General features: G+C 73.7%; 14 protein-coding genes. 1 reads left to right on the forward strand and 13 read right to left on the reverse strand.

The window, feature by feature from the left end:
- Positions 1-54: 54 nt before the first annotated feature.
- Positions 55-3,099 (reverse strand): helix-turn-helix transcriptional regulator, encoded by a 3,045-nt coding sequence (locus IH54_RS0131005; RefSeq protein ID WP_031523245.1) that lies wholly within the window; start codon positions 3,097-3,099, stop codon positions 55-57.
- A gap of 116 nt (positions 3,100-3,215) precedes the next feature.
- On the reverse strand, positions 3,216-3,425 hold the full coding sequence (locus IH54_RS0131010) for a hypothetical protein (RefSeq protein ID WP_159012184.1): 210 nt from the start codon (positions 3,423-3,425) through the stop codon (positions 3,216-3,218).
- A gap of 268 nt (positions 3,426-3,693) precedes the next feature.
- Here IH54_RS0131010 and IH54_RS0131015 point away from each other — a divergent pair, with 268 nt between their 5' ends.
- Positions 3,694-5,448 carry a protein kinase domain-containing protein gene (locus tag IH54_RS0131015; protein WP_031523250.1) on the forward strand — a complete coding sequence of 585 codons (1,755 nt, stop codon included), beginning with the start codon at positions 3,694-3,696 and terminating at the stop codon, positions 5,446-5,448.
- On the opposite strand, the gene IH54_RS0131020 is transcribed toward IH54_RS0131015, so the two are convergent.
- From IH54_RS0131020 to mnmA, 11 genes are all read right to left on the reverse strand, one after another.
- A complete protein-coding gene (locus tag IH54_RS0131020; RefSeq protein ID WP_078862662.1) occupies positions 5,337-7,637 on the reverse strand; it encodes an MMPL family transporter in 2,301 nt (766 codons plus the stop codon). The two genes, IH54_RS0131015 and IH54_RS0131020, sit on opposite strands and share 112 nt — an antisense overlap.
- A gap of 198 nt (positions 7,638-7,835) precedes the next feature.
- Positions 7,836-9,344 carry an Asp-tRNA(Asn)/Glu-tRNA(Gln) amidotransferase subunit GatB gene (gene gatB, locus IH54_RS0131025; RefSeq protein ID WP_031523254.1) on the reverse strand — a complete coding sequence of 503 codons (1,509 nt, stop codon included), beginning with the start codon at positions 9,342-9,344 and terminating at the stop codon, positions 7,836-7,838.
- Positions 9,345-9,366: 22 nt separating this feature from the next.
- Positions 9,367-9,591, reverse strand: coding sequence for a hypothetical protein (locus IH54_RS0131030; RefSeq protein WP_031523257.1), 225 nt, complete (start codon positions 9,589-9,591; stop codon positions 9,367-9,369).
- Entirely contained in the window at positions 9,588-11,081 is a 1,494-nt protein-coding gene (gene gatA / locus IH54_RS0131035) for an Asp-tRNA(Asn)/Glu-tRNA(Gln) amidotransferase subunit GatA (protein WP_031523260.1), read from the reverse strand. Before gatA ends, IH54_RS0131030 begins: the two co-directional genes overlap by 4 nt.
- A 4-nt stretch (positions 11,082-11,085) precedes the next feature.
- Entirely contained in the window at positions 11,086-11,379 is a 294-nt protein-coding gene (gene gatC / locus IH54_RS0131040; RefSeq protein WP_031523262.1) for an Asp-tRNA(Asn)/Glu-tRNA(Gln) amidotransferase subunit GatC, read from the reverse strand.
- A gap of 209 nt (positions 11,380-11,588) precedes the next feature.
- Positions 11,589-13,817, reverse strand: coding sequence for a putative bifunctional diguanylate cyclase/phosphodiesterase (locus tag IH54_RS0131045; protein WP_031523264.1), 2,229 nt, complete (start codon positions 13,815-13,817; stop codon positions 11,589-11,591).
- 223 nt (positions 13,818-14,040) lie between these two features.
- Positions 14,041-16,293 (reverse strand): NAD-dependent DNA ligase LigA, encoded by a 2,253-nt coding sequence (gene ligA / locus IH54_RS0131050; protein WP_234344081.1) that lies wholly within the window; start codon positions 16,291-16,293, stop codon positions 14,041-14,043.
- 17 nt (positions 16,294-16,310) lie between these two features.
- Entirely contained in the window at positions 16,311-17,264 is a 954-nt protein-coding gene (locus tag IH54_RS0131055; RefSeq protein WP_052398071.1) for a methionine synthase, read from the reverse strand.
- Positions 17,265-17,352: 88 nt separating this feature from the next.
- On the reverse strand, positions 17,353-18,045 hold the full coding sequence (locus tag IH54_RS0131060) for an SDR family oxidoreductase (protein WP_078862663.1): 693 nt from the start codon (positions 18,043-18,045) through the stop codon (positions 17,353-17,355).
- Between the two features lie 162 nt (positions 18,046-18,207).
- Entirely contained in the window at positions 18,208-18,708 is a 501-nt protein-coding gene (locus IH54_RS0131065; RefSeq protein ID WP_052398066.1) for a TIGR00730 family Rossman fold protein, read from the reverse strand.
- Positions 18,705-19,892: a tRNA 2-thiouridine(34) synthase MnmA gene (mnmA, locus tag IH54_RS0131070; protein ID WP_052398067.1), complete on the reverse strand. Its 1,188-nt coding sequence runs from the start codon at positions 19,890-19,892 to the stop codon at positions 18,705-18,707. The genes IH54_RS0131065 and mnmA overlap by 4 nt, the downstream gene beginning before the upstream one ends.
- Positions 19,893-20,059: the final 167 nt, after the last annotated feature.

Here is a 20,059-nt window from a genome sequence, read left to right on the forward strand (position 1 = left end):
CCGCCGCAGGAGGCACCCCGGAGCGGAGCGCTCACCCCGCGGAAGCGAGAACGCTCACCCCGCCGGAGCGAAGAGGTGGAGGCGGTGGGCGAGGGCGGCGGCCTCGCCGCGGGTGGCGACGGCGAGCTTGGCCAGGATGTTCGACACGTGCACACTCGCCGTCTTCGGCGAGATGAAGAGCTCCTCCGCGATCTGCCGGTTCGTCCGCCCGTCGGCGACGAGCCGCAGGACATCGCGCTCCCGGGCCGTCAGGCCCAGCGCTCCGGCCGGGTCGGCGGGCTCCGCCGGGGCGGGCGCGGGGGCCGCGGGCGCGTCGAGGGGCAGCCTGGCCCGCGCGGCGAGCGCGGCGACGTCCGCGGCCAGCGGCTTCGCCCCGAGCGCGGTGGCGACCTCGTGCGCGAGGGCCAGCAGGGCACCCGCGGCCTCGCGGGTGTCGGGCCCGCGTCCGAGCAGGGCCTCGGCGTGCCGGTAGCGCACCGACGCAAGCTCCAGGGGCCGTTCCTCCACCGCGAAGGCGGCCTCCGCTGCGGCCCACAGCTCGGGCTCGTGGCGCCCCTCCGCGCGGGCCAGTTCCGCCTCGACGCGCAGCGCGTACGCCTTGTGGACGGGCGAGGGCCGCGCGGTCTCGCGGGCGGCGGCGCGGATCCGCTCCAGGACGTGCCCGCGCGCCGGGTCGCCGGTGAGCGGCCACGGTCCGTCCGCCTCGGCGGCGGCGCCGTCGGCGAGCAGCGGCCAGGCGTAGCGGGCGGTCCCGTTGGGGAATCCGGCGTCGATCGCGGCGAGCAGCCGGTGCCGCGCCTCCTCGTACCGCCCCTGGGCGGCGGCGAGCCGAAGGCCCAGGCCGCGCAGCGGGATCTGGTGCTGCGGCTGGGTGTCGAAGCGCAGCCCCTCGGTGGCGAAGGCGAGGCGTTTCTCGGCGGTCTCGGTGTCGCCGACGGCGAGCGCGAGGAAGCCCTGGAACATCTCCACGCCCGCGCACAGCACGTTGCCCTCGACGGTCTGGGCCCGGCGGGCGGCGGCGAGCTTGGGCTCCGCCTCTCGGAGGCGGCCCTGCATGAGCAGCGACTCGGCCTCGTTGGCGAGCAGCCAGGAGTTGGTGGCGTTGGCCACGTGGCCCGCGACGCGCTCCTGGCCCTCGCGGCTGACCCGGACCGCCTCGCAGGAGCGGCCGGCGCTCTCCAGGACGGAGGACAGATTGCCGTAGGTGCGGGATATCAGCCGCGGTGCGCCCCAGTCGGCGATCTGCCGGCGCACCTCCTCGACGACCGCGATGCCGCCGTCGACGTCGCCGGCGTCGGCCTGGAGCAGGCCGAGGGTGATGCGGGCGTGCAGTTCGGTGTCGCGGGCCCCGCTGGTCTTCGCCAGCTCGGCGGCCTGGCCGGCGATGGCGGTGCCCTCGGCGCCGGACTTGTGGACCATGATCCAGCCGGCTATCCGCACCAGCACCTCGGCGTGCGTAGCCGACGGCGGCAGCCCGCGGACCAGTTCGCGGGCCCTGGCCAGTTCCTCCCAGCCGTCGCTGCGGCCCAGGTTCTCCGCGGCGTAGGCGCGCTGCGCCCAGAACCAGGCGGCCCGCAGCGGATCGTGGCTGCCGAGGCGCTCCATCAGCCGCAGCGCCCGCTTGGCCATCGTGTACGAGCGCTCCTCCTCGCCGCTGAGCCGAGCGGCCACGGTGATCTCGGCGAGCAGGTCGACGAGGTCCAGCGGCTGGTCGCTGGGGCAGTCGCAGGGCGGATACGCCTCGGTGTAGTCGGTGGGGCGCAGCTCGGCGCGTACGTCCGCGGGCACGTCCTCCCACAGTTCGAGCGCGCGTTCCAGCAGGCGGTACTGCTCGGCGTACGCGTGCCGGTGCCGCGCCTCGACGGCGGCGCTGAGTGCCGCGGGCAGCGCGCGGCCGGTGTCATGGGCGGCGTACCAGTAGTTGGCCAGCCGCACGGCGCGCTCGTCGGCGGGCACCAGCGAGGGGTCGGCCTCGACCGCCTCGGCGTACCGCCGGTTGATACGGCTGCGCTCGCCGGGCAGCAGGTCGTCGCCGACCGCTTCCCGTACCAGGGAGTGGCGGAAGCGGTAGCCCTCGCCGCTGTCGGTGGGCAGCAGGATGTTCGCGCCCACGGCGGTGCGCAGCACGTCCAGCAGGTCGTCCTCGCACAGCCCGGTCACGGCCGCGAGCAGCCGGTACTCGACGGTGCTGCCGCCCTCGGCGACGAACTTCGCCACCCGCTGGGCGTCCTCGGGCAGTGCCTCCACCCGCACCAGCAGCAGGTCGCGCAGCGAGTCGCTCAGTCCTGTCGCACAGCCGAGGCCCAGGCTGCAGGCCAGCTCCTCGACGAAGAACGGGTTGCCGTCCGAGCGTTCGAAGACCTTGTCGACGACCGACTCGTCCGGCGCGTCCGGCAGGATCGCGGTCAGCTGGCTGCGGACCTCCGCGCGGGTGAAGCGCGACAGCTCCAGGCGCTCGACCCGGCGCAGCCGGTCGGTCTCGGCGAGGAAGGGGCGCAGCGGGTGGCGGCGGTGGATGTCGTCCGCGCGGTACGTCGCCGCGAGCAGCACCCGGCAGCGCTGCAGCGAGCGGAAGAGGTACGCGAGCAGCTCGCGGGTGGAGCGGTCGGCCCAGTGCAGGTCCTCGACGACCACGACGACCGTGCGGTTTTCGCCGAGGCGCTCCAGCAGGCGGACGGTGAGCTCGAACAGCCGGGCGCGGCCGTCCTCGTCGTAGGCCTCGCGCGCGGAGCCGTCCGGGCTCGCCAGCTCCGGGAGCAGCCGCGCCAGTTCGGCCTGCTGGCCGGCCGCGGCGGCGGTCAGCTCGGGCCCGAGCTGGCGGTAGAGGTCCCGCAGCGCGCCGGAGACCGGGGCGAAGGGCAGGCCCTCCGCGCCGATCTCCACGCAGGCGCCCAGCGCGGTGACCGCTCCCGCGGTACGAGCGGCGGCCAGGAACTCCTCCGTCAGCCGCGTCTTGCCGACGCCGGCCTCGCCACCGATCAGCACGGCCTGCGACTCGCCGTTGTGCGCCGCCGCCAGCGCCGAGGCGAGCCGTGTCAGCTCGGTGTCCCGGCCGATGAAAACGGGGCTGAACGACTGCGTCTGCACGCCCCCGAGCATGTCACGCCCGGGGGCGGTGCCGACACCCAATACTTTGCGCGCTTCGTCCGCCGTATCCGTTCTGGCAGCCGCGGCGGAGGCCCCGGCCCCCGGCGGGGCCTCCGCGGGCGCGACCGTCATGACGCGCTGTGCGCGCGCAGGTGGCGGCGGGGGGTCGGACTCTCCGCGGCCTCCCGGTCGGTTCGTACCGCCGGTCTGGCGGCGGTGCGGCGGGCCGCGGCGCGGCGCTCGGCCCGGGCGGACCTGGCCTGCTGGGCGAGGCGCCACTCGTCGGCCTGCCGCGTGAGGTCGGCCCTGCGGGCCTGGTGCAGTTCGTACGCGAACATCTTCTTCTCCTGAGAGCTGGTTTCCTTCTCGGTGCTCCCAGCTTCGTCCCTGAGGCGGTCCCCCCACATCGGGCACCTGCCCGAACCCCGGCCCCGCGGGTGCCTTAGCCGCTGCGCCTACGTCCTTAGGCCCGGGCGAATGGGGCGCGCCCGCGGGTGAGGTGCCTAAGGCTCAGTTCAGGCAGGCGCGTTGGCGCCACCGGCGGAAGATCGCGGGCCCACAGCAAGAGGCACCCCCGAGCGCACCCCCGGCGGTAAGTTGAGCGGCGTGGACACCGCCTCGTACATAGGGCCGGACGACGCGCCGGACAGATACCGCCTGCGGCGGTCGATCGGCCGCGGCGGCGAAGCCGTGCTCTACCTCGCCGAGTTGGAACTGGGCGGCGCGACGGAGCCGGTCGTCGTCAAGATGCTCGACGACCGGCAGGCCCTCTCCCGGGAACTGTTCGCGCGGGTCAGCGCGAAGTGGCGGGAGCAGGCCGAGCTGCTGCGCTTCGTGCACCGGCCCGGCGTGGTCGGGATCCGGGAGCACTTCGAGGGGCCGTCCGCGCACCCCGCGGGCACCCTGCCGGAGGCGGCCGGCCGGGCGCTCTACCTCGTGATGAACCATGTGCAGGGCCTCGACCTGCGCGACTGGCGCGCCGAGCGCACCCTGGAGTCCGCGGACGAGCGCCGCGCGGCGGTGCGCTGCCTGGAGCAGCTCGCAGAGGTGCTGGACTGGCTGCACAGCGGCGCGGCGACCCCCTCCGGCCGCCGGGTCGTGCACGGCGACCTCTCCCCCGGCAATGTGATGATCGACGAGCACGGCCAGGCGACCCTCGTGGACTTCGGCCTGAGCAAGCTCGCCGCCGACCACCGGACCGCCGAGGTGTGGTTCACCCCCGGCTTCGCCGCGCCCGAGGTCTTCGACGGCATCCGCAGTCCTGCCACGGACCGCTACGCCTTCGGCGCCATCGCGTACTTCCTGCTGAGCGGTGAATCCCCGGCGACCGTCCCGGAGACGCTGCGCGCGGCGCTGCTCGCGCTCCCCGCGCTGGCCGGGCTGAGCCCGGAGAAGGCCGCCCGGGTCGCGGCGATCTTCGCGGCGGACCCGGAGTCGCGGCCCACGTCGCTCACCTCGTGGGTGCGGGAAATGCGCTCCCTCGTCGTCTCGGCCACCCGCCCCGAGCAGCCGCCCGTACCGGCGGCCGCGCCCGTACCCCCTCTGCCGCCGCCCGGGCCGCCCGTACCGCCGGCCCTGCCGCCGCAGCCGGTGCACGCGCCGCAGCCGGTCTTCCGGTCGCCCGTGCCCGTCCTCCCGCCCACCGTCCCGGAGCCGCCGGCCAGGCGGCAGGGGCTGCGGATCACGGTCGCCGCGGTCGTCGCGGCGGCGCTCGTGGGGGGCGGGGCCGTACTCGGCGTCGTCCTGTCCGGCGGGGACAAGGGCGACGACGCAGGCAAGCGCCCCCCGACCACGCCCGCCGCGACCGGCGGCAGCACCGGCGGGACCACCTCGCAGCAGCCGGCCGCCGGCGACGGCACGGCCACGGGCACCCCGACGGGCGCCCCCACCGACGCCGGCGGCGGCGGCAGCGGCACGGGCGACTCCGGCGGCGACACCTCGGACCCCTCCGCCGCCGACGAGGTCTCGCTCGCCGACCTCACCCCCACCGACGAGAGCATCTTCTCCCTGGAGCGCAAGGCCGCGGCCGTCGACGGCGTGCAGTACCAGGACTCGCTCACGTCGTCGTACTGCTACCGGGACGCCTCCGGCCTCGACGGCTTCGGGGAGTACAACCTCGGCAAGAAGTACGCGACGCTCGACGTCGTCCTCGGCCTGGACGACAACAGCCCGAACACCGGCGACACCTTCACCGTCATCGCCGACGGCAAGCGGATCTTCCGCGACCGGGCGACGGTCGGGAAGCCGTTTCACAAGAAGTTCGACGTCTCCGGCGTGCTGCGGCTGCGCGTGGAGTGGGTCTCGGACGACGAGTTGAACTGCCCGACCACCGTGCTGGGCGACCCGACGCTGATCCCCTGAGACACCAGCACCGGAGCGGTCTGCGGCACGGCGGGGGCGGGCAACGGGGCCGGTGCGGGGCCGTCGATGCTGATGCGCGGCAGCCTGCGGTCCAGCCAGCCGGGCAGCCACCAGTTGGCGTCGCCGAGGACGTGCATGAGCGCGGGCACCAGCAGCGTGCGCAGCACGAACGCGTCGAGCGCGACGGCGGCGGCCAGGCCGATGCCGAACATCGCGATCACCCGGTCGCCGCTGAGCACGAAGGCCAGGAAGACCGCGATCATGATCACCGCGGCCGAGGTGATCACCCGGCTGGTCTCGGCGAGCCCGACACGAACCGCCCGGCAGTTGTCGCGGGTCTCGCGCCACTCCTCGTACATCCGGCTGACCAGGAAGACCTGGTAGTCCATGGACAGCCCGAAGAGCACCGAGACCATGATCACCGGCAGGAAGGGCTCGATCGGGCCCGCCCTCCCCAGGCCCAGCCACTCGTCGCCCCACCCCCACTGGAAGACCGCGGTGACGACCCCGAAGGACGACGCGACCGCGGCGACGTTCATCACCGCGGCCTTGACGGGGATGCCGACCGAGCGGAAGGCGACCAGCAGCAGGATGCAGCCGAGGCCCACGACGCTGCCGACGAACAGCGGCAGCTTGCCGACCACGACGTCCGCGAAGTCGTCGTAGCTCGCGGTCGGGCCGCCGACGTAGACGCGCAGCCCGCTGCCCTGCTCGGCGGCGGGCAGCACGTCGTGCCGCAGCCGGTCGACGAGCTGCGAGGTGGCGCCGGACTGCGGGGCGCTGTCGGGGGTGACGGTGATGACGCCGGTGCCGCCGGACAGCTCGACGGGGGTGACCGCGGCGACGCCGGGGGTTTCGCGCAGCGTCTCGGGGAGGTGGTCCAGGGCGATCCTGGCCTGCGCGCCGTCCGTGGTGGCGACGAGGGTGAGCGGGCCGTTGGTGCCCGGGCCGAAGCCTTCCGCGAGCAGGTCGTAGGCCTGCCGGGTGGTGGCCCCGGCCGGGCCGTTGCCCTGGTCGGAGGTGCCGAGGTGGAGGGTGAGCGCGGGCAGCGCCAGGACGGCCATGAGTACCGCCGCCGCCACGCCCAGCAGCTTCGGGTGCCGCTCGACGAAGGCCGACCAGCGGGCGGCGAGGCCCGCGGGCGGCTCGGGGCGCGGGCCGTGCTCGGCGAGCGCGCGGCGCTCGCGGCGGCTGAGGGCGCGCTCGCCGATGAAGCCGAGCAGCGCGGGCAGCAGCGTGACGGACGCGGCGACGGTGAGCAGCACGGTGAGCGCCGCGGCGACGGCGACCCCGTTGAGGAAGCTCAGCCGCAGCACCAGCATGCCGAGCAGCGCGACGCACACCGTGCCGCCCGCGAAGACCACCGCGCGTCCCGTCGTGGCGACGGCCTGCTGCGCCGCCTCGGCGACGTCCAGGCCGCGTTTGAGACCTCTGCGGTGCCTGCTGACGATGAAGAGGGCGTAGTCGATGCCGACGCCGAGCCCGATGAGCATGCCCAGCATGGGCGCGAAGTCGGCGACGGTCATGGCGTGGCCGAGCAGCACGATCGCCATGTAGGCGGTGCCGCAGCCGACCAGCGCGGTCGCGATGGGCAGCAGCATCGCGGCGAAGGAGCCGAAGGCGACGAGCAGCACCACGGCGGCGACGCCGACCCCGACGATCTCGCTGAGGTGCGCGCTCGTGCCCTCGGTGCTGCCGACGGCCTGGCCGCCCAGTTCCACCTGGAGGTCGCCGTGCCGGGCGGCGGTGGCGGCGTTCACCAGGGCCTCGGCCTGGGAGCGCGGTACGGCGTCGGCGTCCGCGGCGAAGCCGACGACGGCGTAGGCGGTACGCCCGTCGGCGCTGATCTGCTTACCGCCCTCGGCGGCGTAGGGGCTGTCGACGGAGGCCACACCGGGCAGGTGGCGGGCCGTGTCCAGGACCGCGGTCATGGTCTGCCGGACACCGGCGTCGCGTACGGTGCCGTGCCCGGTGTGCCACACGACGGTGTCGGTGTCGCCCGCCTGCCCGGGGAAGGCCTCCCGCAGCAGGGCGGAGGCGTGCCCGGACTCGGTGCCGGGGGCTTCGTAGTGCCGGGAGTACGCCGAGCCCGCGACGCCCGCGGCGGCGGTGAGGCCGACGAGGACCGCGAGCCACAGCAGCACGGCGGTGAGGCGGCGGCGCAGACACCACCGTGCGAGTGCGGCCATGAACCAGCTGCTCCTGTGTGCTCGGACGTTGCCCCACTCTTGCAGGAGGAAATGATCCTTTGGGACTTTCGTGCCCTTCCTCACAAGCGGTAAAAGACGGATAAGGAATATTCCCGGAAACGCCGAAGGACGGCACCCCGGGTGGGGTGCCGTCCTTCGTTCCGCCGTACGGGGCGGGGCGATCGGGTGGGCCGCGGATCAGCCCTGGACGCCCAGCTTCTCCAGGACCAGCTCGCGGACCCGCTTGGCGTCCGCCTGGCCCCGGGTGGCCTTCATCACCGCGCCGATGAGCGCGCCGGCCGCCGCGAGGTTGCCGCCGCGGATCCTGTCGGCGACGGCGGCGTTCGCCGCGATCGCGTCGTCCACGGCCTTGCCGAGCGCGCCCTCGTCCGAGACGACCTTCAGGCCGCGCCTGTCGACGACCTCGTCCGGGCCGCCCTCGCCCGCGAGCACGCCCTCGATGACCTGGCGGGCCAGCTTGTCGTTGAGGTCGCCCGCGGCGACGAGCGCCGCGACCCGGGCGACCTGCGCCGGGGTGATCGGCACCGCTGCCAGCTCGGCGCCCGACTCGTTGGCGTGCCGCGCCAGCTCGCCCATCCACCACTTGCGGGCGGCCGCGGAGTCCGCGCCCTCCGCGATCGTGGCGAGGATCAGGTCGAGCGCCCCGGCGTTGAGCACCGACTGCATCTCGTGGTCGGCGATGCCCCACTCCTCCTGGAGGCGCTTGCGGCGCAGCCGCGGCAGCTCCGGGAGCCCGGCACGCAGTTCCTCGACCCACTCGCGGGACGGGGCCACCGGCACCAGGTCGGGCTCGGGGAAGTAGCGGTAGTCCTCCGCCTCCTCCTTGATGCGCCCGGAGGTCGTCGAGCCGTCCTCCTCGTGGAAATGCCGGGTCTCCTGCACGATCGTGCCGCCGGAGGTGAGGACCGCGGCGTGCCGCTGGATCTCGAAGCGGGCGGCGCGCTCGACGCTGCGCAGCGAGTTGACGTTCTTGGTCTCGCTGCGGGTGCCGAACTTCTGCTCGCCGCGCGGGCGCAGCGACAGGTTGACGTCGCAGCGCATCTGGCCCATCTCCATGCGGGCCTCGCTCACCCCGAGCGCCTTGATCAGCTCGCGCAGCTCCGCGACGTACGCGCGGGCCACCTCGGGAGCGCGGTCGCCCGCGCCCTCGATCGGCTTGGTGACGATCTCGATGAGCGGGATGCCGGCCCGGTTGTAGTCCAGCAGCGAGTGCGAGGCGCCGTGGATACGCCCGGTGGCACCGCCGACGTGGGTGGACTTGCCGGTGTCCTCCTCCATGTGGGCGCGCTCGATCTGCACCCGGAAGACCTCGCCGTCCTCCAGCTGGACGTCCAGGTAGCCGTCGTACGCGATGGGCTCGTCGTACTGCGACGTCTGGAAGTTCTTCGGCATGTCCGGGTAGAAGTAGTTCTTCCGGGCGAAGCGGCACCACTCGGCGATGCTGCAGTTCAGCGCCAGGCCGATCTTGACGGCCGACTCGACGCCGGTCTCGTTGACGACCGGCAGCGAGCCGGGCAGGCCCAGGCAGGTCGGGCAGACCTGCGAGTTGGGCTCGGCGCCCAGCGCGGTGGAGCAGCCGCAGAACATCTTCGTCCTGGTGCCCAGCTCGACATGGACCTCCAGGCCCATCACCGGGTCGTAGGCCGCGAGCGCGTCCTCGTAGGACAGCAGTTCCGTGACGGTCACGTGGTTTCTTCCTCCTGGCCTGTCAGTCCGTCAGCACGTCGTCGTCCGGCTGGCGCAGATCCCGGACCAGCAGGGCCACACCGGTGGCCACGGCGGCCACCCGGATCAGGCCGTCGATGAGCTGGAGGGTGTCGTTCTCGCCGCGCGCGGCGCGGACCTTCTTGACGTTGCTGAAGGCGGCGAAAAGCGTGCTGCCGATGGCCAGGTACGTACCGGCCTTGCCCTTCTTCTTGCCCTGAGTGCTCATAGCTGCGGTGCCTCCTCAAGGAGCGGGTGGCCCCACTTCGTCACGAAGGCGGCCTCGACGGCGGCGCCGACCCGGTAGAGCCGGTCGTCCTGGAGTGCGGGAGCGATGATCTGCAGGCCCACCGGTAGACCGTCCTCCGGCGCGAGGCCGCAGGGCAGCGACATCGCCGCGTTGCCCGCCAGGTTGACCGGGATGGTGCACAGGTCCACCAGGTACATCGCGAGCGGGTCGTCCACCCGCTCGCCCAGCGGGAAGGCGGTGGTCGGGGTGGTCGGCGACACCAGCACGTCGACCTGCTCGAAGGCCTTCGCGAAATCCCGCGTGATCAGCGTGCGGACCTTCTGCGCCGAGCCGTAGTACGCGTCGTAGTAGCCGGAGCTGAGCGCGTACGTGCCGAGGATGATGCGGCGCTTGACCTCGGGGCCGAAACCGGCCTCGCGGCTCAGCGCGGTGACCTCCTCGGCGGACTTCGTGCCGTCGTCGCCGACCCGCAGGCCGTAGCGCATGGCGTCGAAGCGGGCCAGGTTGCTGGAGCACTCCGACGGCGCGATCAGGTAGTACGCGGCGAGCGCGAGCTCGAACGACGGGCAGGAGATCTCCACGACCTCCGCGCCCAGTTCGCGCAGCACCTCGACGGACTCCTGGAAGCGCTGCACCACTCCGGGCTGGTAGCCCTCGCCGCCCAGCTCCTTGACGACGCCGATGCGCATCCCGCGCACGTCGCCGCTGCGGGCCGCCTCGACGACCGGCGGCACCGGCGCGTCGATCGACGTCGAGTCCAGCGGGTCGTGGCCGCCGATCACCTCGTGCAGCAGCGCGGCGTCCAGCACCGTGCGGGCGCACGGGCCGCCCTGGTCGAGCGAGGACGAGAAGGCCACCATGCCGTAGCGGGACACCCCGCCGTAGGTGGGCTTGACGCCGACCGTGCCGGTCACCGACGCGGGCTGCCGGATGGAGCCGCCGGTGTCCGTGCCGAGCGCGAGCGGGGCCTCGTACGCCGCGAGCGCCGCGGCGCTGCCGCCGCCGGAACCGCCCGGGATACGCGTCAGGTCCCACGGGTTGCCGGTCGGGCCGTACGCGCTGTTCTCGGTGGAGGAGCCCATCGCGAACTCGTCCATGTTGGTCTTGCCCAGGATCACCACGCCGGCGGCCTTGAGCTTCTTGGTGACCGTCGAGTCGTACGGCGGGATCCAGCCCTCCAGGATCTTCGAGCCGACCGTGGTGGGCACGCCCTCGGTGGTGAAGATGTCCTTCATCGCCAGCGGCACACCGGCCAGCGGGCCCAGCGGCTCGCCCGCGGCGCGCTTGGCGTCGACCGCGCGGGCCTGCGCCAGGGCGCCCTCCCGGTCGATGTGCAGGAAGGCGTGCACCTTCTCGTCCACGGCCTCGATCCGGGCCAGGTGCGCCTCGGTGACCTCGACCGCGGTCAGCTCGCCGGACGCGATCTTCGCCGCCGTCTGCGCGGCGGTCAGCCTGATGATGTCCGTCATCGTGTCAGTCCTCCCCCAGGATCTGCGGCACCTTGAAGCGCTGCTGCTCCTGCGCCGGGGCGCCCGACAGCGCCTGCTGCGGGGTGAGCGACGGCCGGACGGTGTCCGCGCGCATCACGTTCGTCAGCGGCAGCGGGTGCGAGGTCGGCGGGACGTCCTCGCCGGCCACCTCGGAGACGCGGGCGACCGCGCCGATGATGTCGTCAAGCTGTCCGGCGAAGTGGTCCAGCTCATCGGCGGACAGCTCCATCCGTGCCAGCCGGCCGAGGTGGGCTACCTCCTCGCGCGTGATGCTCATTCGATCCTCTGCGGGTGAGACAACGGTGTGAGCCCCAATCCTATGGGGCTCCGACCCGCGCCCGCGAAGCCCTTTACCCCCGAGGGGGGCCTGGGGGCTCGGGCCTTCACCCCTGAGGGGCCGCGCATGCCGGGCGGGGCACCCGTTTTCAGGGGCGCGTGGGGGTACCTCCCAGGCGCCCCTGGAGAACCCGCCGGGCCGGCCGCAGGCTACAAGCGCTCGACCGGCGCTGCGGCCGGGACCGTCGAATGCGTGCCCGGCGCGGGCGGGAGGGCGCGGCGGGCGGAGGCGGCGACGGGGAGGGCGCCGCGTTCGCCCCGGGCGAGAAGCCACTTCGTGGCTTCCTCGGGCGGCATCGCGGCGGCGACCAGCCACCCCTGCACGGCGTCGCACCGCAGATCGCGCAGCCGCTCCCAGGTCTCGTCGTCCTCGACGCCCTCCGCGACGACCATGAGGCCCAGCGAGTGGGCCAGGTCGACCGTGCAGCGGACGATCTCCGCGTCCTCGGCGTCGACGACGAGCCGGGCCACGAAGGAGCGGTCGATCTTCAGCTCGCTGACGGGCAGCCGGCGCAGGTGGACGAGCGAGGAGTAGCCCGTGCCGAAGTCGTCGAGGGACATCTTGACGCCGTGTCCGGTGAGCCCGAGGAGGGTGTCGGCGGCGCGCTGCGGATCCTCCAGCAGGACGTGCTCGGTGATCTCCAGCTGGAGGAAGTGGGCCGGCACCTGATGCCGGGCCAGCCGGGCGGCGACCGTGCCGGCGAAGCCGGGGCTGTGGACGTCGCGCGGCGAGACGTTGACGGCGACCGGTACGTCGAGGCCCAGCTCGCGCCAGCGGGCGACCTGGGCCAGCGCGGTGTCCAGCACGTATTCGGTGAGCAGCGGCATCAGGCCGGACGTCTCGGCCATGGTGATGAACTCGTCCGGGCTGACCCGGCCGCGCTCCGGGTGCTCCCAGCGGACCAGGGCCTCCAGGCCCGCGACCCGGCCGTCGAAGCGCACCTTGGGCTGGTAGTGGAGTTCGACGTCGCCGGCGTCCAGCGCCCGGCGCAGATCGCCGAGCAGGCCGAGCCGGTCGGGGGTGTTGCCGTCGCGCGTGGCCTCGTAGACCTCGACGCCGCTGCGGTCGCGTTTGGCCTGGTACATCGCCACGTCCGCGCGGCGCAGCAGCCCTTCGGCGTCCAGCGCGTGGTCCGGGAAGACGGCGACGCCCGCGCTGGCCTCCAGCACCAGGGACAGGCCGTCGAGGCTGAGCGGCGAGGCGAGGGCGGCGACGAGGGTGCGGGCGACACGCTGGGCGCGGGTGGTGGAGTCGCAGCCCGGCAGCAGGACGGCGAACTCGTCGCCGCCGAGTCTGGCCGCCTCGGCGCCGCGCGGCAGGGCGGTACGCAGCCGGTCGGCGACCTGGAGCAGCAGCCGGTCGCCGGCGCGGTGGCCGAGCGTGTCGTTGACGGAGCGGAACTTGTCCAGGTCGATGAGGATCAGCCCGACGCGGCCGCAGCCGTCCGGCGGGTGCGTGCCCGTACCGCCGGACGCGGCCAGGAAGCCGGGCTCGGCGCGCTCGCAGTCCTCCTGCGCCTCGTCCAGCGCGCTCCAGGCGCGCTCCAGCAGCCACTGGCGGTTGGGCAGCCCGGTGAGCGGGTCGCGCAGCTGCTCCTCCGCGCGGGCGTGCGCGATCCACAAGGTGGAGTCCAGCGCGATGAGCGGCACCGAGAAGAGCGGCAGCAGCGCCGGCTTGTCGCACGCGACGACCAGGATGAGCGGCGAGATGCCGAGCAGCGCGCAGCCGAGCATGCCCTGCCGCATGAGGGCGGAGCGGGCGAAGGTCGGCAGTCCTTCGCCGCGCGGGGCGAAGGCGCACCACAGCAGCGCGCGGGTGGCGGCCAGATACGCCAGCGCGGCGAGCACGACGATCGGCACGGCGGTCATCGACCAGACCTCGGGGGCCCAGGGATGCTCGACCGTGGGACGGGCGCCGCACAGGCTGAGCACGGCGGCTCCGGCGCCGATGCCGAGGATGTCGATGGAGCCGTACAGCGCGGCCTGCCGCCATCGGTGCAGGCGGGCGGCGCCGACCAGGGTGACCACGGCGAGGCTGACCAGCAGGGCGGGCACCCAGCCGTGCGCCAGCAGCATGGCGAGCGTGAGGGCGGCACCGGATCCGGTGCCGCCCCACCAGCGGTCGCGGCCGACGGCCACCAGATGGCCGACGATGATGCCGGTCAGGATCGCGAAGCCCCAGCCTCCCGTCCCGGCGGGGAAGAGCGCGTGGCCGTGCTCGAGCACCCGGCAGATGCCGACGGCCAGGCAGATCGCAGCGGCGGGCGGGGCCGCGGTCCGCACCAGCGAGCGGGAGAGGGACGGAGCGGGGGAGGGCGGCGCGGCGGCGGGCGCGCACGGTGGCAGCGGCGCCGCTGCGGCACTCTCCGTCGGATGCATGCCCGTCCCTCTTCCAGCCCGGTGAAGCAAGCAGGTCCCACCGCCCCCTGGCCGCAGCGGAGTTCCGTTACGGCTGGCGGAACGTATCGCCGCCGTGGGGACGCGTCACAACACTAGGCCGCCCCGCGCCTTCCCGGGCACCGATCGAACGGGGTTGCCCGAATGCGACCAGGCACATCGACGTATTCTGATATAGACCGATCGAGTGACATCTCCGGGTCATTCAGCCGGATTCGGCGGCCGTTCCGGCCGTTGCGGAACCCTCCGCGGCGCCTTCCGCCTCCCCGGTGTCCGCGCCCTCCGCGGGATTGACCGCCAGCGCGCGGGCGGCCTCGGGACCGTCCGTGAGCAGCGCGGTGAAGCCCGCCTCGTCCAGGACCGGCACTTTGAGCTGCACGGCTTTGTCGAACTTGGATCCGGGATTGTCACCGGCGACCACGAAGTCCGTTTTCTTGGACACCGAACCGGTGACTTTCGCACCTCGGCTGCCCAGGGCCTCTTTTGCGCCATCCCGGGTATACGCCGAAAGCGTTCCGGTCACGACGACGGTCACCCCTTCGAGTGGCCTCGGCCCTTCGTCCGAGCCCTCCTCGGTGAAGGTGACGCCGGCCTCGCGCCACTTGCGGATGATCTCCTGATGCCACTCCTCGGCGAACCACTGCTTGACGGACGCGGCGATCGTGGGCCCGACGCCGTCGACCGCGGCCAGCTCCTCCTCGGCCGCCGTCATGATCCGGTCGAGGTCACGGAACTCGCGGGCCAGCGCGGCGGCGGCGACCGGACCCACATGGCGGATGGACAGCCCCGTGATGACCCGGGCGAGCGGGCGTTCGCGGGCCGCCCGGATGTTGTCCAGCATCGCCAGGGCGTTCTTCTTCGGCTCGCCCTTCTGGTTGGCGAAGAAGGTGACGATCTTGGGCTCGCCCGTCTCCGGATCCCGCTTGGGCAGGCCGCTGTCCTGGTCCAGGACGTAGGAGCGGATCGGCAGCAGGCTCTCGATGTCCAGCGAGAACAGGTCGCCCTCGTCCTTGAGCGGCGGCTCGGCGTCCAGCGGCTGGGTCAGCGCGGTCGCGGCGACGTAGCCGAGCGCCTCGATGTCCAGGCTGCGGCGGCCGGCCAGGTAGTAGACGCGCTCGCGCAACTGGGCGGGACAGTAGCGGGCGTTGGGGCAGCGCAGGTCGATGTCGCCCTCCTTCATCGGCTGCAGCGGGGTGCCGCAGTCCGGGCACTCGGCGGGCATCACGAACTCCCGCTCCGTTCCGTCCCGCAGGTCGACCACCGGGCCGAGGATCTCGGGGATGACGTCGCCGGCCTTGCGCAGCACCACCGTGTCGCCGATCAGGACGCCCTTCTTCTTGACCACGTCCTGGTTGTGGAGCGTCGCGAACTCCACCTCGGAGCCGGCCACCGTCACCGGTTCGACGACGGCGAAGGGCGTGACCCGGCCCGTACGGCCCACACCGACCCGGATCTCCACCAGCTTGGTGTTGACCTCCTGCGGCGGGTACTTCCAGGCGATGGCCCAGCGCGGCGCGCGCGAGGTCGAGCCGAGCCGGCCCTGCAGCGGGATCTCGTCGACCTTGACGACCACGCCGTCGATCTCGTGCTCCACGTCGAGCCGGTGGTCGCCGTAGTGGGCGATGAAGGCGCGCACCTCGTCGAGGGTGGCGACGACCTTGTTGTGCCGCGCGGTGGGCAGGCCCCATTCGCGCAGCAGCTCGTAGGCCTGCGACTGGCATTCGATCGTGAAGCCCTCGCGGGCCCCGACGCCGTGCACGACCATCTGCAGCGGGCGGGAGGCCGTGATCCGCGGGTCCTTCTGGCGCAGCGAACCGGCCGCGGCGTTGCGCGGGTTGGCGAACGGCTTGTCGCCGGCCTCGACCAGCCGGGCGTTGAGCTCCTCGAACTTCTCGCCGGGGAAGTAGACCTCGCCGCGGACCTCGACCAGCTCCGGGACGCGGTCGCCCGCGAGCCGCTCGGGGATGCCGGCGATCGTCCGGACGTTCGGTGTGATGTCCTCGCCGGTGCGGCCGTCGCCGCGGGTCGCGCCGCGGGTCAGCCGGCCGTTCTCGTACGTCAGGTTGACGGCGAGGCCGTCGACCTTGAGTTCGCACAGGAAGTGGTAAGGGCTGCGGGCGTTGTCCGGCGGGCCCAGCTCGGCGGCGACCCGGTCGGCCCAGGTCGTCAGCTCCTCGTCGGTGAACGCGTTGTCCAGCGACAGCAGCCGCTCGCGGTGCTCGACGGAGGTGAACTCCGTCTCGTACGCGCCGGCGACCTTCTGCGTCGGCGAATCAGGGGTGCGCAGCGCGGGGTGCGCGTCCTCGACCGCCTCCAGACGGCGCAGCAGCCGGTCGAACTCGGCGTCGCTGACGACGGGTGCGTCCTTGACGTAGTAGCGGAAGCGGTGCTCTTCGATCTCCTCGGCGAGGCGCGCGTGCTCCTCGCGGGCCTCCGCCGGAATCTCCGTGTCCTCCACGACCCCGTCCTTCCTCACTACTCAGGGTTGTCGACGAGCGAGCGGGCCGCCTTCGCGCAGTGCACGAGAGCGGCACGGGCGTAGGCCGGTGAGGCCCCCGCCAGACCGCAGGACGGGGTCACGGCGACGGTGGATCCCAACGCCCCCGGTGCCAGCCCCAACCTGCGCCACAGCGCCCGAACACCACTCACGCTACCGGCAGGGTCCGACAATGGGGTGTCAGTGCCCGGCACGACACCTGCCAGCAGCGCGGTGCCCGCCTCGGCTGCCTCCCCCACGGCGTCCCAGTCACGTTCGGTGAGCAGTGCGAAGTCGAAGGACACGCCGGCCGCCCCGGCCGCGCGCAGCAGCCCGAAGGGGACGTCCGGGGCGCAGGAGTGGACGACCACCGGCACGCCGGCCGCCGCGATCAGCTCGCGGAGCGTCTGCTCCACGTCCGCGCGGTCCACCGTGCGGTAGGTGCGGTAGCCGCTGGCGGTGCGGACCCGGCCGCCGAGCACCGCGGCGAGCGAGGGCTCGTCCAGCTGCAGCACCGGCTGCGCGCCCGGCACCCGGCGGCGGACGTCGGCGAGGTGGGCCGCCAGTCCCTCCGCGAGCGAGCCGGCCAGGTCGCGGCAGGCGCCCGGGTCGCCCAGCGCGGCCTCGCCGTGCCGGGTCTGCACGGACGCCGCGAGCGTCCACGGGCCGACCGCCTGGAGCTTGAGCGGGCCCTCGTAGCCTTGTGTGAACTCCTCCAGGGCGTCCAGGTCCTCCCCCAGCCAGGAGCGCGCCCGCCGGGTGTCCCGGCCCGGGTGGTCGCCGAAGCGCCAGCCGCTGGGCTCCAGGCGGGCGTACAGCTCCGCGAGCAGGCCGGCGCTGCGGCCGATCATGTCCGCGCCGGGGCCGCGTGCGGGCAGCTCGGGCAGGAACGGGAGGCCCTGCGGGGCCTCGGTGGCGACGCGGGCCGCCTCGCGGGCGTCGGTGCCGGGCATCGAGCCGACGCCGGTGGCGGTGGCCGGGGGGAGGTGCAGATTGCGCAGGTCGCTGATCACGCCCGAAGGGTAGCCCGCGGGCCGCGCCTCACCGGCCCGGGCGGACGGTGAGGTCGGTCAGCTCGGCGTCCCGCGGGAGGTCCAGGGCCGTCAGGACGGTGGTGGCCACCGACTCCGGGTCGATCCAGCGGGAGGGGTCGTAGGGCTTGCCCTCCTGCTGGTGGACCTTCTGCTGCATGGGCGTCGCGGTGCGGCTCGGGTAGACCGACGTCACGCGGACGCCCGCCGCGTGCTCCTCGGCGCGAAGCGCGTCGGCCAGCGCGCGCAGCCCGAACTTGCTCGCGCCGTACGCGCTCCACTCGCCGCTCACGCTCAGTCCCGAGGTGGAGTTGACGAACACGACGCTGCCGCGGGACAGCCGCAGCTGGGGCAGCAGCAGCCGGGTCAGCTCGGCGGGGCCCATGAGGTTGACGGCGAGCGTCTCCTGCCAGATCTTCGGCGTGAGGTCGCCGACGAGGCCCAGCTCGACCGTGCCGGCGATGTGCAGCAGCGAGTCGAGCCGGTCCGGCGGCGATTGGTGGCCGATCGCCCAGGAGAGCCGGGCCGGCTCGGCGAGATCCCCGACGAGGGTGCGCGCGCCCTCGTGGATCCCGGCGAGCTGCCGGGCCCGCGCGGCGTCCCTGGCCAGCAGCCAGACCTCGTCGCCGCGCTCCAGCAGCCGCCGCGCGACGGCACTCCCGATCCCGGACCCGGCCCCGGTGACGAGATGCACCCGGCTCACAGCCTGCCTCCGCCCGCTCGGCGACAGCGCGCCCCGAACCCCATCCGCGGCCCGGCCGCCTCGCGTGCGTCGCTCACAGCCCGCCTCCGTTCGCTTCTCCGCCCGCTCGGCGACAGCGCGCCCCGAACCCCACCCGCGGCCCGGCCGCCTCGCGTGCGTCGCTCACAGCCCGCCTCCGTTCGCTTCTCCGCCCGCTCGGCGACAGCGCGCCCCGAACCCCACCCGCGCCATCCTGCGGAGCTGGAGCTCCAGGCCGTCGTAGAAACCGGCGCTGTTGAGCAGGACCACCGGTTTGGAGTGCAGCCCGTGCTTCTTGAGCTCCAGGATCTCGGTGGCCTCGTCGAGCGTGCCCGTGCCGCCGACCATCACGACGACGGCGTCGCTGCGGCGCAGCAGCTCGGCCTTGCGCGTGGCGAGATCCGTGGTGACGATCATCTCGTCGGCGTTCTTGCGCGCCTTGTGCTGGAGGAATTCCACCGAGACCCCGACGAGCCGCCCGCCGGCCTCCTGGACGCTGTCGGCGAGGACCTTCATCAGGCCGGACTCGGAGCCGCCCCACACCAGCGCGTGGCCGCCGGCGCCGATCAGCTTGCCGAACTCGCGGGCCGGCTCGGTGTACTGCTCGCCGAGGTCGGAGGCCGACAGGAACACTCCGATGTTCATACGCTCACCGCGGGCTTCTCCTCGTGGTCCTGGTGATCCTCGTGACGGGTCGCGGCCGCGACCGTGGCCCGCTCGGTGGTGGCGATGGTGGCCGAGCCCACGACGCGCGTGCCGTCGTAGAGGACGACCGCCTGGCCGGGTGCGACGCCGCGGACCGGGGCGGCGAAGCGGACGTGCAGCTCGCCCTCACGGGATTCCGCGGTCACCGCGACGTCCTCGCCGTGGGCGCGCAGCTGCGCCGTGTACGCCGCGGGGCCGGCCGGCGGGGTGCCGCACCAGCGCGGGCGGATCGCAGTGAGCGACGTGACGTCGAGCGCCTCGGCGGGCCCGACCGTCACGGTGTTGTCGACCGGCGAGATGTCCAGCACGTAGCGCGGCTTGCCGTCGTCGGCTGGGACGCCGAGCCGCAGGCCCTTGCGCTGGCCGATGGTGAAGCCGTACGCGCCCTGGTGGGTGCCGACCCGCGCGCCGTCCTGGTCGACGATCGCGCCCTCGGCGCTGCCGAGCCGCCCGGCGAGGAAGCCCTGGGTGTCGCCGTCGGCGATGAAGCAGATGTCGTGGCTGTCGGGCTTGCGGGCGACGGCCAGGCCGCGCCGCTCGGCCTCGGCGCGGATCTCGTCCTTGGTGGTCAGGGTGTCGCCGAGCGGGAACATCGCGTGGGCGAGCTGCCGCTCGTCGAGCACGCCGAGCACGTACGACTGGTCCTTGGCCGCGTCGCTCGCCCGGTGCAGCTCGCGCGTGCCGTCCGCAGCGGTGACGATCGTGGCGTAGTGGCCGGTGCAGACCGCGTCGAAGCCCAGCGCGAGCGCCTTGTCGAGCAGCGCGGCGAACTTGATCTTCTCGTTGCACCGCAGGCACGGATTCGGGGTGCGGCCGGCGGCGTACTCGCTGACGAAGTCCGCCACCACGTCCTCACGGAAGCGTTCGGCGAGATCCCAGACGTAGAAGGGGATACCGATGACGTCCGCCGCGCGGCGCGCGTCCCGGGAATCCTCCACCGTGCAGCAGCCGCGGGCGCCCGTACGGAAGCTCTGCGGATTCGCCGACAGGGCCAGGTGGACGCCGGTCACGTCGTGCCCGGCCTCGGCGGCGCGGGCGGCGGCCACCGCGGAGTCGACACCGCCGCTCATGGCGGCGAGCACGCGCAGCCGGCGGGGCTCGGCGGGCTGGGGGAAGTCGTTCACCAGTCCAGGGTAACGGCCCGCTCCCGGCGGGCCTCCCGGTTGTCCACAGGCCTGCCGCGGCCCTGGCGCGAGCCCGTCCGGATCCGGGCCGCGGGGGCGGAAGACGCGGGCGGGTCCGGGGTGTTGCACCACCGGGGCCGCCCGGCGGCCTCCGCGGGACCGCCCCG

It is taken from the genome of Streptomyces sp. NRRL F-5123, assembly GCF_000721495.1.
In the GTDB taxonomy this organism is placed as follows: Bacteria; Actinomycetota; Actinomycetes; order Streptomycetales; family Streptomycetaceae; genus Actinacidiphila.